General features: G+C 57.3%; 18 protein-coding genes. 9 read left to right on the forward strand and 9 right to left on the reverse strand.

Going from position 1 to position 15,158, the window contains the following annotated elements:
- The first annotated feature begins 23 nt into the window (after positions 1 to 23).
- Positions 24 to 794 (forward strand): MetQ/NlpA family ABC transporter substrate-binding protein, encoded by a 771-nt coding sequence (locus VSQ83_RS08635; protein WP_326426042.1) that lies wholly within the window; start codon positions 24 to 26, stop codon positions 792 to 794.
- A 6-nt stretch (positions 795 to 800) separates the two neighbouring features.
- Here VSQ83_RS08635 and pcp read toward each other — a convergent pair whose 3' ends face one another.
- The 3 genes from pcp to VSQ83_RS08650 are packed head-to-tail and all read right to left on the reverse strand — an operon-like array spanning position 801 to position 3,125.
- Positions 801 to 1,439, reverse strand: a complete 639-nt coding sequence (gene pcp / locus VSQ83_RS08640; RefSeq protein ID WP_133078204.1) for a pyroglutamyl-peptidase I — start codon at positions 1,437 to 1,439, stop codon at positions 801 to 803.
- Positions 1,440 to 1,446: 7 nt separating this feature from the next.
- Positions 1,447 to 2,397 carry a DUF979 domain-containing protein gene (locus VSQ83_RS08645; RefSeq protein ID WP_219261285.1) on the reverse strand — a complete coding sequence of 317 codons (951 nt, stop codon included), beginning with the start codon at positions 2,395 to 2,397 and terminating at the stop codon, positions 1,447 to 1,449.
- The gene (locus VSQ83_RS08650) at positions 2,394 to 3,125 is read right to left on the reverse strand and encodes a DUF969 domain-containing protein (protein WP_219261286.1); all 732 of its coding nucleotides are present in this window, start codon (positions 3,123 to 3,125) and stop codon (positions 2,394 to 2,396) included. The genes VSQ83_RS08645 and VSQ83_RS08650 overlap by 4 nt, the downstream gene beginning before the upstream one ends.
- A gap of 306 nt (positions 3,126 to 3,431) precedes the next feature.
- Here VSQ83_RS08650 and VSQ83_RS08655 point away from each other — a divergent pair, with 306 nt between their 5' ends.
- Both VSQ83_RS08655 and VSQ83_RS08660 read left to right on the forward strand, forming a co-directional pair.
- Positions 3,432 to 4,352, forward strand: coding sequence for a LysR family transcriptional regulator (locus VSQ83_RS08655; protein ID WP_133078207.1), 921 nt, complete (start codon positions 3,432 to 3,434; stop codon positions 4,350 to 4,352).
- 108 nt (positions 4,353 to 4,460) lie between these two features.
- Positions 4,461 to 4,601, forward strand: a complete 141-nt coding sequence (locus VSQ83_RS08660; protein ID WP_019828905.1) for a hypothetical protein — start codon at positions 4,461 to 4,463, stop codon at positions 4,599 to 4,601.
- A 53-nt stretch (positions 4,602 to 4,654) separates the two neighbouring features.
- Here VSQ83_RS08660 and VSQ83_RS08665 read toward each other — a convergent pair whose 3' ends face one another.
- The gene (locus VSQ83_RS08665; protein ID WP_326426045.1) at positions 4,655 to 5,854 is read right to left on the reverse strand and encodes a methionine gamma-lyase; all 1,200 of its coding nucleotides are present in this window, start codon (positions 5,852 to 5,854) and stop codon (positions 4,655 to 4,657) included.
- 124 nt (positions 5,855 to 5,978) lie between these two features.
- Between VSQ83_RS08665 and VSQ83_RS08670 the strand changes: the two genes are divergently transcribed.
- From VSQ83_RS08670 to VSQ83_RS08680, 3 genes are all read left to right on the forward strand, one after another.
- Positions 5,979 to 6,449, forward strand: a complete 471-nt coding sequence (locus tag VSQ83_RS08670; RefSeq protein ID WP_219261289.1) for an Lrp/AsnC family transcriptional regulator — start codon at positions 5,979 to 5,981, stop codon at positions 6,447 to 6,449.
- 173 nt (positions 6,450 to 6,622) lie between these two features.
- Positions 6,623 to 7,306, forward strand: a complete 684-nt coding sequence (locus tag VSQ83_RS08675) for a glycoside hydrolase family 19 protein (RefSeq protein WP_326426047.1) — start codon at positions 6,623 to 6,625, stop codon at positions 7,304 to 7,306.
- A gap of 89 nt (positions 7,307 to 7,395) precedes the next feature.
- Positions 7,396 to 7,929 carry a DUF3087 family protein gene (locus VSQ83_RS08680; RefSeq protein WP_326426049.1) on the forward strand — a complete coding sequence of 178 codons (534 nt, stop codon included), beginning with the start codon at positions 7,396 to 7,398 and terminating at the stop codon, positions 7,927 to 7,929.
- Between the two features lie 74 nt (positions 7,930 to 8,003).
- On the opposite strand, the gene ppnN is transcribed toward VSQ83_RS08680, so the two are convergent.
- Positions 8,004 to 9,377: a nucleotide 5'-monophosphate nucleosidase PpnN gene (gene ppnN, locus VSQ83_RS08685; RefSeq protein WP_133078212.1), complete on the reverse strand. Its 1,374-nt coding sequence runs from the start codon at positions 9,375 to 9,377 to the stop codon at positions 8,004 to 8,006.
- A gap of 250 nt (positions 9,378 to 9,627) precedes the next feature.
- Here ppnN and VSQ83_RS08690 point away from each other — a divergent pair, with 250 nt between their 5' ends.
- A complete protein-coding gene (locus VSQ83_RS08690) occupies positions 9,628 to 9,948 on the forward strand; it encodes a YbjQ family protein (protein ID WP_133078213.1) in 321 nt (106 codons plus the stop codon).
- Between the two features lie 48 nt (positions 9,949 to 9,996).
- Here the strand turns inward: VSQ83_RS08690 and VSQ83_RS08695 are convergent, their stop codons facing one another.
- Positions 9,997 to 10,542, reverse strand: a complete 546-nt coding sequence (locus tag VSQ83_RS08695) for a DUF1269 domain-containing protein (protein ID WP_133078214.1) — start codon at positions 10,540 to 10,542, stop codon at positions 9,997 to 9,999.
- A gap of 299 nt (positions 10,543 to 10,841) precedes the next feature.
- Positions 10,842 to 11,036 (reverse strand): carbon storage regulator CsrA, encoded by a 195-nt coding sequence (gene csrA / locus VSQ83_RS08700; RefSeq protein WP_019828915.1) that lies wholly within the window; start codon positions 11,034 to 11,036, stop codon positions 10,842 to 10,844.
- Positions 11,037 to 11,288: 252 nt separating this feature from the next.
- Here csrA and VSQ83_RS08705 point away from each other — a divergent pair, with 252 nt between their 5' ends.
- On the forward strand, positions 11,289 to 11,645 hold the full coding sequence (locus tag VSQ83_RS08705) for a hypothetical protein (protein ID WP_133078215.1): 357 nt from the start codon (positions 11,289 to 11,291) through the stop codon (positions 11,643 to 11,645).
- Positions 11,646 to 11,767: 122 nt separating this feature from the next.
- The gene (locus tag VSQ83_RS08710) at positions 11,768 to 12,388 is read left to right on the forward strand and encodes a TetR/AcrR family transcriptional regulator (RefSeq protein WP_133078216.1); all 621 of its coding nucleotides are present in this window, start codon (positions 11,768 to 11,770) and stop codon (positions 12,386 to 12,388) included.
- 99 nt (positions 12,389 to 12,487) lie between these two features.
- On the opposite strand, the gene preA is transcribed toward VSQ83_RS08710, so the two are convergent.
- Complete coding sequence (gene preA, locus VSQ83_RS08715; protein WP_219261291.1) at positions 12,488 to 13,762, reverse strand: NAD-dependent dihydropyrimidine dehydrogenase subunit PreA; 1,275 nt, start codon at positions 13,760 to 13,762, stop codon at positions 12,488 to 12,490.
- Positions 13,763 to 15,130, reverse strand: coding sequence for an NAD(P)-dependent oxidoreductase (locus VSQ83_RS08720; protein ID WP_326426052.1), 1,368 nt, complete (start codon positions 15,128 to 15,130; stop codon positions 13,763 to 13,765).
- Between the last annotated feature and the right edge of the window lie 28 nt (positions 15,131 to 15,158).

A 15,158-nucleotide genomic window follows, 5' to 3' on the forward strand; every position in this document is an offset into this window, starting at 1 on the left:
TTTATATTGTTCGGAGTTCTGCCATGAAAAAGCTTGTTGCCCTTGCGGCTGTTTTTGCTGCCCTCACGGCTCACGCCGGTGAAAAGCTGGTGGTGGGCGCCAGTCCGGTGCCCCACGCCGAGATTCTTGAGTTCGTTAAGCCCGAGCTGGCCAAGCAAGGCGTTGATCTGGATATCAAGGTATTCAGCGACTTTATCCAGCCAAACGTGCAACTGGCCGAGAAAAATATCGACGCCAACTACTACCAGTATCGACCGTTCCTGGATGAGTTCAACAAGACCCGTCACACCGATCTGGTACCAGTGATTGGTGTGCACATCGAGCCTTTCGGCGCTTACTCGACGAAGATCAAACAGATCTCCGAGTTGAAGGACGGTGCGTCGGTGGCCATCCCCAATGACCCGGTCAATGCGGGCCGTGCCCTGGTGCTGCTGGATGAGGCGGGGCTGATCAAACTCAAGGATCCGGGCAACTCTCTGTCGACGACCCGGGATATTGCCGAGAATCCCAAGCACCTGAAAATCCGCGAACTGGAAGGCGCGTTGCTGGCGAGGTCGGTGAATCAGGTTGATCTGGCGTTTGTGTTTGCCAACTACGCCCTGGAAGCGGGCATCGATACCAACAGTGCGTTGATTGTGGAGAAGGGCAAGGATCTGTACGTCGAGTATCTGGTCGCACGCCCGGACAACATTCAAAGCCCGGCCATCCAGAAACTGGCCCGGGTACTGAACTCGCCGCAAGTGCGCGAGTTCATCCTGACCCGTTACAAAGGCCAGATCGTGCCGGGGTTTTGAGGGTTGTCAGCTGATCTGACCGCCGCTTTCCCGTACATCGTGGAAGGTGTCCAGCGCCGTGATCACCGCGATGCGCAGCCCCTCGGTCTGGATTGAGAGTGCCATGGATGGTCCGCCGCATTGCTCCGCCTGTTCCGGCAGTGCAGGCACATGGATAAACCCTGCGCGCACCGCAGACCCGGCCAGTGCATGTTGCAGGCAATAGAACACCTGATTGCAGACAAAGGTGCCCGCCGTGTGCGACACCGAAGACGCAATGCCAGCCTCCTTTAACGCCCGAACCATTGCCTTGATGGGCAGGGTGCTGAAGTAGGCGGCCGGGCCGTCCGGTACCACGGGTGTGTCGATTGGCTGCGCGCCCAGGTTATCGGGAATGCGGGCGTCGTTGATGTTGATTGCCACCCGCTCGATGCAGATGTCAGCGCGGCCGGGCCCCAGCCCGACGGCGATCACCAGCTCTGGCTCAAACTCTTCCAGTAACTGGTGAAGTCGTGCGGGTGCCAGGGCAAACGCGCAGGGCAACTGGCGGCCGACGATGCGCACATCGCCATGGGAGGTGCCGTCCAGAAGGCGCACGGCCTCCCAGGACGGGTTTACGGTGTCTTGGTCGAACGGTTCGAAGCCGGTCAGCAGTACAGTGCGCATACAGTCCTCACATCAGCACGTAAAGAAGCACGATATTGACCACCAGCATCATCAGCGCGGTGGGCATTTGCGCCTTGATCACGGCGTATTTGTCCGGCAGTTCCAGCAGGGCAACGGGCACGATATTGAAGTTGGCCGCCATCGGCGTCATCAGGGTGCCGCAGTAGCCGGAAAACATGCCGATTGCAGCCATGACCGCCGGGTTTGCATCGTAGATGCCCACCAGTACCGGTACGCCGACACCGCCGGTCATCACCGGGAATGCGGCAAAACCGTTGCCCATGATCACGGTAAACAGCGCCATGCCCAGGACGTAGACCATCACCGCAACCAGGCGATAATCCATGTTGATGTACGCGGTGGTGACATGGGCAACAGCGGTGCCCACACCTGCGTCGTTAAATAACAGGCCAAGCATGGCCAGCATTTGTGGCAACACCATGGTCCAGCCCAGGGCTTCGGTCAGGCGTCGTGATTCACGCAAGCCTTGCAGCGGAGTGTCGCGGGTCAGGATGCACGCCAGGACCAGTGCCACCATGCAGCCGATGCCCAGTGACACGAACGTGGTGTTTTTTGGGTCGAGCAGCGGCACGCCACCGATCTGGGTGTTTTTCAGCAGGATGGAACCAATCACCGTCACCAGCGGAATCGACAGGGCCGGAATGAACAGTTTGTGGCCCAGGCGCCCGGCACTGGCCCGCGCAGCCTTGATATGCAACTCGGCGTGAGTGCCACGGCCTACGCCACCGATGCCTGCAATGGCGGCCATGACCAGAACGCCAACGCCGACCACAAACGGTGACAGACGATCGCCAATCAGGAACACCAAGGCGAACAACGCCCAGAACAGGCCGCTGGTCCAGCGTTTCGGATGGGTACGGTCACACACGATCATGCCCGCAGTGATCATCAACAGCACACCGGCCAGCCAGTAGAAGTACTCGATAGAGATAATCATCGTGCCAGCTCCCGGGTTGCGTCAGCTTCTTCGCGGGCAACTTCGTCCATGCTGCGTGACAGCATCAGGTCGAAGCGGTACAGGCGCAGTGCGTGCACGATAAAGGCACAAATGGCGGTCGGGATGCCCCAGAACGCAATGTGCAGCGGCTCGACATCAAGCCCCGAACCCAGCAGGAAGGTGTGCATCAGTGCGATTGCACCAAAGGCGACAAACACGTCTTCGCCAAAGAACAAGCCGATGTTGTCGGTGGCCGCGCACATGGCCAGGACTTTTTGCCGTACCGGGGCAGGCAGCTTGCCGTACTTGTTTTCAGCGGCGCCCTCGGCCATCGGTGCCAGCAGCGGACGGACCATTTGCGGATGCCCGCCCAGACTGGTCAGGCCTACTGCTGCCGTGGTCTCGCGCACAAACAGATACATGATCAGCAGACGCCCGACGGTGGCACGCTTGAAGCTGGCGATCCAGTTTTGCGCATGCAGGCGCAACCCGTGGCGTTCGAGCAGGCCGATCACGGCCAGAGGCAACAGCAGAATCAATTGCAGGGCGCGGGTTTGCAGGAAGCCTTCACCCATTTCGCTGATGATTTTTTCCAGCGGGAAGTTGGCGGCAAGGCCGGTGACGATGGCTGCCGCGCTGACCACCAGCAGTGGATTGAAGCGCAGCACAAAGCCAATGATGATGACGAACACGCCAATCAAGGGCCATAGATTTACGACGGTTTGCATGAGGGGGGAATCCCTTTAGCTGATTGCCGCTGCACCAGGGCAGGCTGGTGAGAGCAAGTCGAAAGCGGTCAGGCACACTTTCGAAAAATCGGTACGCTGCCGGACTCAGCGTGTTTTTTTATTTTTGACGCCCGATGAGCGTCATTGGCCGATATGGTTGGTGGCTTTGGGTTATGCGTCCAGTCAATAAAAGTTGTCACCGCTGAACAAAAAAGTTTTACCAATCACCGACTTAAGCCGACTGGCTTGCGGCTGCGGCAAGGGTTTACAGTACGGCCCTGGTTTTGATTGGGTGAGGCGTCCTAAATGAACATGCGATTTCTTCTGACATTCGTCTGGGTGGCGCGCCTTGGCAGCTTTCGACTCACGGCCGAAAAACTCTCAAGCACTCAGGCGGCCATATCGAGTCGCATTTCAGTCCTCGAAACCGAGCTTGGCGTGCAGTTGTTTCAGCGCGATTCCCGTGGGGTCAATCTGACCCGTGAAGGCCATCAAGTGCTGGGTTATGCCGAGGAAATGCTGGCCACCCAGCAGCGCCTGTTTCAATCCCTGGGACAGGCAGACAGCTTCGCCGGGCGCTTGCGTATCGGGGTGATGGACACCGTCATCCACAGTTGGCTGGGGGATCTGATCAGCGCGCTGAGCCGCGATTACCCGCAGGTCGAGGTCGAATTGACGGCCGATACGGCGCTGAACCTGAATGAGCAACTGCTCAAGGGGCAGCTGGATCTGATCTTTCAAACAGACCTGCTGCGCGCCGATGGCGTACGCAATGTGAAGTTGGCCAGTTATCCCCTGAGCTGGATCGTTGCCAAGGATGCTGCCCTGGATCGCAATTACGAGAGCCTGGCTGATTTGTGTCAGGAGCGGCTGCTGACCTTCTCTCGCCTGTCACGGCCACATCAGGACATGCTCAATTTTTTGCATCAGCACGACATTGCGGCCCCGCGCATCAGTTGCATCAACTCGGTGGCGGCCATTATCAAACTGGTGGCCGACGGGTTCGGCATCGGTGCCTTGCCACCGGTGCTGGTCAGCCGCGAGCTGCAAAGCGGCGCGATGATCGCCCTTGGGATCGAAACTGCACCGGGCTTTGCGGTGTACGCCAGCTGGCGGGCAGGGGCGGGGCTGGAATTGAATGAAGCGGTGGTGAGCCTCAGTCAGGCTGTGGTGGCCGAGTATCAGCGCAGCGTTGTCCCTGAACACTTTGTTTTACCCGGCATCTGATCCGTATTTTTTTGCGTTATCTGCGACTGTTATGTATGCAGTTTGCGGCGCAAAATTCCCGTCAACCTTTCGAGACAGACGAGGACGTGAGTACACAGCAACACTCGCGTGTGGTCGGCTGATGTTCTGCGCCTGTTTTATTACGAACGTTTGACGGGGAATTTCATGAACAAAATGGCATGGTTTTTGGGCGGCTTTCTGGTGCTGACCATCGGTATCGGCATTTTGGCGACGATTCCGCCGGGTTAATGGGGGGCTCATCTCGAATGTACCCTGCTGGCGTCTGATTACATTGTGCGAGCTCAAGCATTGATTTTCAGCGCCTGCTCTATATCCGCCAGCAGATCGGCAACATCCTCAAGCCCCACGGCCAGTCGTACCAGCCCCTCGGAAATACCGTGTCGTGCCCGCTCTTCAAGGGTGTAAGTGGAGTGGGTCATGCTCGCAGGGTGCTGCGCCAGTGATTCGGCACCTCCCAGGCTGACTGCACGACTGAACAATTGCAGGGCATTCATGAACCGCTGACCTGCGGCCATACCGCCTTTGAGTTCAAAGGCAATCATGCCCCCCGGCAGTTTCATTTGCCGGGATGCCAGGGCGTATTGTGGGAAAGAGGGCAGGCCAGGGTAGGCAACCCATGCCACGGCGGGGTGATCCTCCAACATCTGCGCGATGATCCGGGCACTGCTGCAATGGCGCTCCATGCGCAACGCCAGGGTTTTGATGCCTCGCATCAGCAGATGCGCATCATTGGGCGACAGGACCGCGCCCGTCAGGTCCTTCAGTCCCTGCAGGCGAATCCGGTCGGCCAGGTGTTGGCGGGTGACCACCATCCCTGCAGTGATATCGCTATGCCCGCTCAGGTACTTGGTGGCCGAGTGCACCACTACGTCTGCCCCCATTTCCAGGGGGCGCTGCAAATACGGGGTACAGTAGGTGTTGTCGATCACCACGAGCAGGTCGTTGTGTGCATGGGCGATGGTTGAAACCGCAGCAATGTCCACCAGTTGCATGTTCGGGTTGGCCGGGGTTTCGAAGTAGATCATGCGCGTTGCAGGGCTGATGGCCGCTTCGAGGTCGGCCGGGTTGGACATGTCCACGTGCTTGACCACGACCCCGAACTCTCCGATGCCGTGATGCAGCAGCGCAAACGTGCAGCCATACAGCGTGCGGTTGACGATGATTTCATCGCCAGGCCTGAGCAAGGTCCAGAACGTTGCCGCAATCGCCCCCATGCCGGAGCTGAATGCCACGCCCGCTTCGCCGTTTTCCAGCGCCGCCATGCGCGACTCAAGCAGGGCCAGGGTCGGGTTGGAAATACGGGTATAGAAATGCCCGTTCTCTTCACCGGCAAAACAGGCCGCGCCGTATTCCACCGATGCAAAAGCAAAGGTCGACGTCAGGTAAACAGGGGGGATCAGTGCACCGTGGTTCTCCAGTGCGTTGTACCCGTGATGGATTGCGCGGGTAGAAAAGCCGAAGTTGTTGTTTTTATCGTTCATGCTGAACTCTCCGATATTTCCTACAATGCTATGCTTTAAATAGACGTGAAAAATTCCAAATTTACCTGCAAATACTGAATGGATTAGAACAAAACCCAGTCAAAGTTATATTTAGGGGCACAACATGCCAACAACTCTGGATCGAACGGATAAAGCCCTTCTCGCGGCACTGCAAGGTAATGCCCGACTCACCGTCGCCGAGTTGGCCGAGAGCGTTTCGCTGACGACTTCGCCCTGTTGGCGTCGGGTAAAAATACTGGAAGAAAGCGGGATTATTACGGGTTATCAGGCTGTTCTTTCGCCCAAGGAACTGGGTTACGGAGTCACGGCTTTTGTCAGCGTGATGATGGAGTCCCATTCACAAGAGGTGGCCAGGAGTTTTGAGCAACGCTTGCTGGAAATCCCCGAAATCATTGCCTGTCATAACGTTTCGGGGCGTTATGATTTTTTGTTGGAAGTTGTGGCCAAAGACCTGGAGTCCTTCGGCGAATTTGCCCGTGAGGTCCTGCAAGCCTTGCCTGCGGTCAAGGAGATTTATTCGAGCTTTTCCTATAAGTCGGTCAAGCCGCGGCGAGTGGTCCCCGTCATTGGTTGAGGACGGTTATTGAGTGTAAAACTGTGAAGTATGCGAACTTTTCATCCGCCATATTATGGAGCTGTAGATGTGTTCTGAAAAAGGTGTAGCCCTGGTCTTGTGGTAGTTATTTGGCAGGCGGTAAAAGTTTTAAATGGTTCACTTTTAATTTCATTTATTAAGAGTAAGTAGCCATGTTGACCCGTGAAATCATGTTGCAGGCTTTTCCAAAAAGCGCTGCATTTGTTGATGTGTATATGCCTTTTCTACAGGCGATGACTCGCCAGCGGCAGATCAATACTCCCAGGCGCATGGTCGCCTTTTTAGCTCAGGTCGGGCATGAAAGTGCAGGTTTCACCGTCCTTGTCGAAAACCTCAATTACAGCGCTGATGGTCTGGCCGCGACCTGGGGTTCACGTTTTGCGCAGAAAAATTCGGCTGGCCAATACCTCACCGTGATGGACGGCGGCCGTGCACGGCGGCTGCCCAATAGTGACGCGCAGAAGCTGCATCGCAGGCCAGAAGCAATCGCCAACCGGGTCTACAGTGACCGCCTGGGCAATGGCTCCGAGGCGTCGGGAGATGGCTGGCGGTATCGTGGTCGGGGGCTGATCCAGGTCACGGGCAAGAGCAACTATCAACAATGCAGCCTTGGACTGTTCGGCGATGAACGATTACTGGCCACCCCGCAACAATTGCAGGAGTGGCACTGGGCAGTTGAGTCCGCAGGCTGGTACTGGAACTCGCGCAACGTAAATGCCCTGGCGGACGGGGATGACTTCGAGCGGGTCACGAAGGCTATCAATGGCGGGCTCAATGGCCAGGTGCATCGTGTTGCGCTGTACCGCCAGGCACTGAGTTTATTGCAGACGGCCTGACCGGTTTTATTTCAGTCAGCCAGACAGCGATATCGGTCCATAATGCCCGCGCACTTTGCCCTTAGCCATGTTGGAGTCATAGATCAGTGATGTTTGAATTACAGCCGATGAACCCCGAGATTTATCGTCAGCAAACCCGGCGTAGCACCCTGTACATCGTGCTGACGTTTGTCGCGCTGTCGTTGCTGTTGTCCGGGCTGGCGGTCATGGTGCTGGGCGTTGCAGGCGGCGATAATTTTCGCTTGAACCTGGCGGGAGTCATTGTGGCCCTGATCACGACCATTGTGCTGGTGCGCTACCTCTTCTGGTCACAGCCCTGGATGCGGCCTGCCGCGTACGGCTGGCAGCTCAAGCGCAGCCTGATGAAAGTGACCAACGTCATGCATCACGTAACGGCAGGGGTGATGGCTGGGGATAGTGCGGCGATGAAGTTGCTGCGTTTTTATCATCTTGGGGTGAGCCAGATGTACCAGCTGGACGCCAACTCCAGTGCGTTGAGCCAGATGGTTCTCGAGATGGATCTGCACAAGGCGCGCCTTGAAGCGCTGGGTATCGACCCCGAGCAGACCCGGCTGGATCCTGCCTGGATTGAGGCCGTGAAAAAACATGCACCCTTGAAGTGATTCCTCTGCGGGCATGCCAGGCGATGTGCGTGATGACGCTACGCGTTCGCTTGGCAGGCCCTTGAGGATGGGTGTTAGCTTACGACTCGATAGCACGGCTCATAGGCCGCACCGCCTGGCAGTTTCATGCGGTGTTGCTCGACAAATGCCTGCAGCAGTTTATCCAGCGGCTTCATGATGGCCGCGTCGCCGTGGATTTCGTACGGGCCATACTGCTCGATCAGGTGGATACCTTTCTCTTTTACGTTACCCGACACAATCCCGGAAAAAGCCTGGCGCAGATTGATTGCCAATTCGTGGGGCGGCATGTCGCGGCGCAGTTGCAGGCTGGCCATGTTGGCGTGGGTCGGGTCGAACGGACGCTGAAATCCTTCATCGATTTTCAGTAGCCAGTTGAAGTGGAATGCGTCATTGCGCTCGCGACGGAACTGCTTCACTGCCTTGAGCCCGGCAGTCATTTGCCGCGCAACTTCGGCCGGGTTGTCGATGATGATCTGGTAGTGCTCTTGGGCTTCTTCACCCAGGGTAGCCCCGACAAACTCATGGAGTTGCTGCAGGTACGGTGCGGCTTCTTTGGGGCCGGTCAAAATCACCGGGAACGGCACATCGCTGTTTTCCGGGTGCATCAGAATCCCGAGCAGGTACAGGAACTCTTCGGCGGTCCCGGCTCCGCCCGGGAAAATGATCACGCCGTGGCCAACGCGGACAAAGGCTTCAAGACGCTTTTCGATATCCGGCAGGATCACCAGTTCGTTGACGATAGGGTTCGGTGCTTCGGCTGCAATGATGCCCGGCTCGGTAAGCCCCAAATAACGGCCACCGGTCAGGCGTTGTTTGGCGTGGGAAATAGTGGCGCCCTTCATCGGGCCCTTCATCACGCCGGGACCGCAGCCGGTACAGATATCCAGGCTGCGCAGCCCCAGTTCGTGGCCCACCTTCTTGGTGTACTTGTACTCTTCGGTGTTGATCGAGTGACCACCCCAGCACACCACGATTTTTGGCTCGACGCCCGGACGCAGCGTGCGGGCGTTGCGCAGCAGGTGGAACACGTAATCGGTGATGCCGGCCGAACTGCTCAGGTCGATACGCGGGCTGTCGAGGCCGCTCTGGGTATAGACGATATCGCGCAGGGCGCTGAACAGCATTTCACGTGTACTGGCGATCATTTCGCCATCGACGAACGCATCGGCGGGAGCGTTTAACAGTTCAAGGCGCACGCCACGGTCTTGCTGATGAATTCGAACCTCGAAGTCCAGGTAGGCTTCAAGGATGGTTTTTGCGTTATCGACGTGAGCGCCGGTGTTCAGAATAGCCAGAACGCACTGGCGAAACAGCGTGTAGCTGGTGCCTGAGCCAACTTCGCTCAGCTGTTGTACTTCGCGTTGAGAGAGTGTTTCCAGGCTGCCCTTAGGGCTGACTGAAGCGTTGATGACTTGTCTTTGGACCATTGCGGGCTTCCTTGAGCGGGGTCGAAAAGTTGCTTGGCGCAGCCATTGAGTTCATGTCAGCAGTGCAGATTTGCCGAGCGAGGCGTCCCAACTCTTACGTCTTTAGATTCATCTGCTTTAAGCATAGTAGCCTTTGGTCATGTATTTAGAAGAGCCTGCCGTTCACCCTGGCTACAGTAGCAGCAGTGATCGGGACAGCGATAAGGTAACCTTTCAAGTCACTGAAACAGAAAAGGAAAAGGGCGGGCTGATGATTATTACCACCACTCATAGCATTGATGGCCGAAAAATTACCGAATACGTGGGCGTTGTCAGCGCCGAGTCGGTTCACGGGATCAACGTGGTGCGAGATTTTTTTACCGGCGTGCGCGACTTTTTTGGCGGGCGCTCTCAGACGCTGGAGCGAGCCCTGAAGGAAGCGCGGGCAGAGGTCACGGATGAAATCCGTGACAGGGCAAGAGCCATGGGGGCCGATGCCATTGTGGGACTGGATTTTGAAATCAGCATGCCGTCAGGTCGAGGCGGGATGCTGGTGGTGTTTGCCACTGGCACCGCAGTGCGCTTGAACTGAGGGGCAAGCATTCGACCGCGCAACGCGGTCGAATGGGGCGGTGCAGGTTTAAATCGTTTTGGTCAAAGTGGCGCCGGAAGTGGTTTTGGACAGTGCGTCCTGCAACTTCTGCTCTTGTTCAGGAGACAGGGAAGTGCGCAATACCTTGCCCTTGAAGTCCGAGTCTTCCAGTTCCTTCAGGACTTTTTCAGGCTGGAACTTGCGCAGCAGGACGAACAGGGCCGAGGAATCGTTGGGGATCGTTTCGCTCAGCGACTTGATAAAATCGTCATCAATCCCGTAATCGCTCAGCGAGCCCGAGAGGGCACCGGTGCCAGCGCCCAGCGCGCCACCGATGGCAAAGCCTGCCAGCGGGTTTAGAAACAGCAGACCTACCAATGCGCCCCACAGGCCGCCGGTGACCAGGCCGGATGTCGCCCCAATGGCTGTCAGGTTCACGCTTTGCTTGATGTGGATTTTGCCTTCGGCATTGCGCACAACAATGACCGCATCTTCCAGCTCTACCAGGTGCTCTTTACTCAGCGAGACCATCTTGGTGAGGGCGCGATCTGCTTTTTCGGTGTCTGAAAATCCCACTACGATTAAATCGGACATGTCTTTCATTCCTTGACGGTACAGGTCCAGCCCGGTGACGGGCTGAATTGAGGAGGAGTTTCTCAAGGCGTCACAACGCAAACGCCCTGGCGCGCAGTGGTTCAGATGTGAGCCTTCTGCGAGGAGTGAGCGTGGTCGCTAACCTTGAAACGGTCAAGTCGACAGGACATATCTCTTGGCAATGAGAGAGGTCTGCAGGGAAGAGGGGTGATGCTTTGGCAGGCGCACGTATCGGATGATTTGAGGAGGGCTGGCTGAGCAGCCCTGACACTCAAGCCTAGGGCTGAAACCTCACAGGCTTACGGCTGATCGTTCTTTTCAGGGGCATTCAATCCAGCCTGGATACGTTGGTAAATTTCTTCACGGTGAACGGCCACATCTTTCGGCGCGTTGATGCCGATTCTGACCTGTTGTCCGCTGACACCTAAAATAGTGATCGTAATATCGTCACCGATGTTTATGCTTTCACCAACTTTACGGGTGAGTATCAGCATTTTTTTCTCCTTGATGGCTTTGTAAGGCCCGTCTCTGAGACGGTGCGGCTTCGGTCATGACTACAGAATACTGCTTAGTGCGTATAAATGCGCCGCTCATTACAGACGACATGGCCAGATGTTTGATTCCCTATAAGGGGAAAATTCTTGCGCATGTACCATAAATTGGGGCGTTTTGGATTTGTTCAAGGAGAGCAAAGGCCGCTGTCCCAGTGATAAAATCTACCCATTCAAACAGACAGGGGAAACGCAGTGCGTAAAGTCATCGTGATGACAGCAATATTGGCCTTGACGGCTTGCGGTCAGGAGTCTAACGATAAAATCCAGCGGGCTAAAGCAGCTTCTGAAGCAACAGTGGTCCAGGCGCCTGTTGCGCAATGGGCGCTCGAGATCACTGAAGGCCAGAGAGCGACAATTCCCGACACCACTGGAAGGCTTCTTGACAACGGTTTTACTCCTTACATTTTCGAGAATGGCGGTGTTCAGCACTTCCTCATCGGGCCGTTTACTTCTGAGGCTCAAGCACTTGAAGCCCAGGAAAAAATGAAACTCAAGCCCAAACTCGACGGTATTGAAACCAATGTGATTGAGTTGCCCGCTGCCCAATAAACGGGTTCAGCGTCGCGTATTCGCCTAAGCGTAGCTGCCGTAGGCGTTATTCGACGCTTTGTGCAGGAAATATTTGCTCATTCGGCGTACATCAAAGAAGCACGACGGCAAGGGCACCAGGCATGAGCAATCACAAGATCGAAATTCGGCGTAGCAATGTCGAAAAAATCCTCCTCGGGGCCGAAAAGATTTTTGCCGAAAAAGGATTTGCCGGAACGGCAATGGCGGACATCGCGGCGCAAGTCCAGCTGCCACGCTCAAACCTGCACTACTACTTCAGTACTAAAACCGAGCTCTACAGTGCCGTATTGCTGGGGTTGCTCGAGGTGTGGAAGCAGGATGCGCTGTGTTTTGAAACCTACGACGACCCTCGGCTTGTGCTCAGCAGCTATATCCGCGCCAAAATGAACCACTCGCGCACACGGCCCCATGGCTCGAAGGTCTGGGCCAATGAAATGATCCACGGTGCCCCGACCCTGGGTCTGGCGCTGGATGCCAGTCTGTATGACTGGGCGAAGATGAAAGAAGCCAAAATCCGTCAATGGGTGCAGGACAAGCGAATCCTGCCTGTGGAACCGTCCAGCCTGCTGTACATGATCTGGGCTTCCACCCAGCATTACGCCGACTTCGACCATCAAGTGATGATCATCAACGATCACCAGCCATTGTCCGACATTCAGTTTGAGCGGGCGCTGCAGACCGTTACCAGCGTGATTCTGAGGGGGATCGGGCTGGAGCCTTGAAACGCCTGGTTCGTAGTCGCTGCCGAGGCACGAAGGCTGCGAGCCTTTTGCAAGACAAGAGCTCGCAGCCTTCGTGCCTCGGCAGCGACTACGAGCTAACTATGAAGCCACGCAGTACGGGTTACGCGGGTCATGGTTCCAGTCCAGAAACGGCAGGCCGTTGTTGTGCGGGACCATCTCGATACATGCCTCGACCGGGCAGGTGATCTGACACAGGTTGCAGCCCACGCACTCATCCTCGATCACTTCATAGCGGTGTGTCCCGTCAGGCTGTTTCAAGCTGGCGATGGCCTGGTGCGAGGTGTCTTCGCACGCAATATGGCAGCGCCCGCAGCCGATACAGGCGTCCTGATCGATTTTGGCAATGACCTGATAATTTATGTCCAGATACTTCCAGTCGGTGGTATTGCCTACAGCGCGTCCAGAGAAGTCATCCAGGCTGGTGTAGCCTTGGCTGTCCATCCAGCGCGACAAACCATCTTTCATCTCGTCCACAATCCGAAAACCGTGGAGCATTGCCGCAGTACAGACTTGAACCGCCCCACAGCCCAGAGCAATAAACTCTGCTGCATCACGCCAACTGCCAATGCCGCCGATCCCACAAATAGGCAAGCCCTTGGTCAGCGGGTCGCGAGCAATTTCTGCCACCATATTCAGAGCAATCGGCTTGACCGCCGAACCGCAATAACCCCCGTGTGTGCTTTGGTTGCCCACCATCGGCAAGGCGACCATACGCTCCAGGTCGACGCTGGTGATCGAGTTGATGGTGTTGATCAACGACACCGCATCGGCACCACCGCGATGGGCTGCGCGGGCGCTGAGGCGCACGTCGGTAATGTTGGGCGTCAGCTTGACGATGACCGGCAGCGAGCAATAGGTCTTGCACCAGCGCGTGACCATTTCTACGTACTCGGGCACCTGGCCCACCGCCGCGCCCATGCCGCGCTCCGGCATGCCGTGGGGGCAGCCGAAATTCAGCTCAATACCATCGGCCCCCGTGGCTTCCACCAGCGGCAGGATGAACTTCCATGACGCCTCTTCGCAGGGCACCATCAGGGACACGATCAAGGCACGGTCCGGCCAGTCCTTTTTGACCTGAGTGATTTCCCGCAAGTTGATTTCGAGGGAGCGGTCGGTGATCAACTCGATATTGTTGATGCCCATGACTTCACGGTTAGGCCCGAAATGCGCCGAGTAGCGCGACGATACGTTGACCGCCGCCGGGTCTTCCCCCAGGGTTTTCCAGACCACCCCACCCCAGCCGGCCTCATAGGCGCGCACTACGTTGTAGGCCTTGTCGGTGGGTGGCGCAGACGCCAGCCAAAAAGGGTTGGGCGCTTTGATACCGGCGAAAACAATCGAGAGATCGGCCATTTACGCAGCCTCCTGATCAAGCATGAGTTGGGCATGCATGGCTTCTGCGGCCAGCTTGCCGTGTTGCACGGCCTGTACGGTCAGGTCCTGCCCCAGGGAGGTGCAATCGCCCCCGGCATAGACTCCGGGAATGCTGGTGCGCAGGTGCTCGTCCACCTCAATCCGGTCCCCCACCCGTTTAAGCTTCTGCGCCAGGGGATCGCCCAGGGCTTCATCATCAAAGGTCTGGCCGATGGCCTTGAACACCGCGTCAGCCGCCAGTTCGAAGCTTTCACCGGTACTCACCAGGCGCCCTTCCTCAAGTCGGGTGCGGGCAAAGCGCATGCCGCGTACGCGGCCCTGCTCATCCAGCAACACCTCTTGTGGCTGGGCCCAGGTCATCAGCCGCACTTGATTGGCCTTGGCAATGTCCTGTTCGTGCCCGGTGGCGCCCATGTCTTCGAGCCCCCGGCGATACACCAGACTGACCTCGCGGGCACCCAGGCGGGCCATCTGCACGGCCATGTCGATCGCGGTATTGCCCGCGCCCAGCACAATGCAACGTTCGGCCAGGGGGAGTTGGGTCAGGTCATCGCTTTGGCGCAGCTCGCGGATGTAGTCAGTAGCGGCCAGCAGTCCCGGTGCATCTTCGTTGGGCAGGCCGAGCAACCGGCTGGCGGCCAGTCCCACCCCCAGGAACACCGAATCAAATTGCTGATGCAGTTCGCTCAAGGTCAGGTTGTCGCCCAGGCGCTGACCGTGGCGCACCTCGATGCCGCCGATCTGCAAGACGAATTCCACTTCGCGCTGGGCGAAGTCATCCACCAGTTTGTACTTGGCAATCCCGTACTCATTGAGCCCGCCGGATTTTTCCCGAGCTTCGAAAATCACCACCTCATGGCCGTGCAGCGCCAGGCGATGGGCGCAAGCCAGACCGGCTGGGCCTGCACCGACCACGGCGATGCGCTTGCCCGTGGGTGCAGCCCGCGTGAAGGGGTGCTCGCTGAACTGCCCGTTGTCGACCGCATAACGCTGTAACAAACCGATCAGCACCGGGGCGCATTCCTGGCTGTTATTGCGCACGCAGGCTTGCTGGCACAGCACCTCGGTAGGGCAAACCCGGGCACAACTGCCGCCGAGGATGTTGGCCGAGAGAATCTTCTGCGCAGCACCCTGGACGTTTTCCTGCTGGATATTGCGAATAAACGACGGGATATCGATGTCGCTGGGGCACGCATTGACACAGGGTGCGTCGTAGCAATACAGGCAGCGCGAGCTCTCCAGTATGGCTTGGCGGGCACTCAGGGGGGGCGCCAGATCGGTAAAGTGACTCGCCAGCACCTGCGCATTTTCATGGGGGTGCGGTAAATGATTCAGGGACTTGATCACGGTGATTGCCTCACGGTTGTGGGGGGCG

Source organism: Pseudomonas sp. DSV-1 (genome assembly GCF_035830915.1).
In the GTDB taxonomy this organism is placed as follows: domain Bacteria; phylum Pseudomonadota; class Gammaproteobacteria; order Pseudomonadales; family Pseudomonadaceae; genus Aquipseudomonas.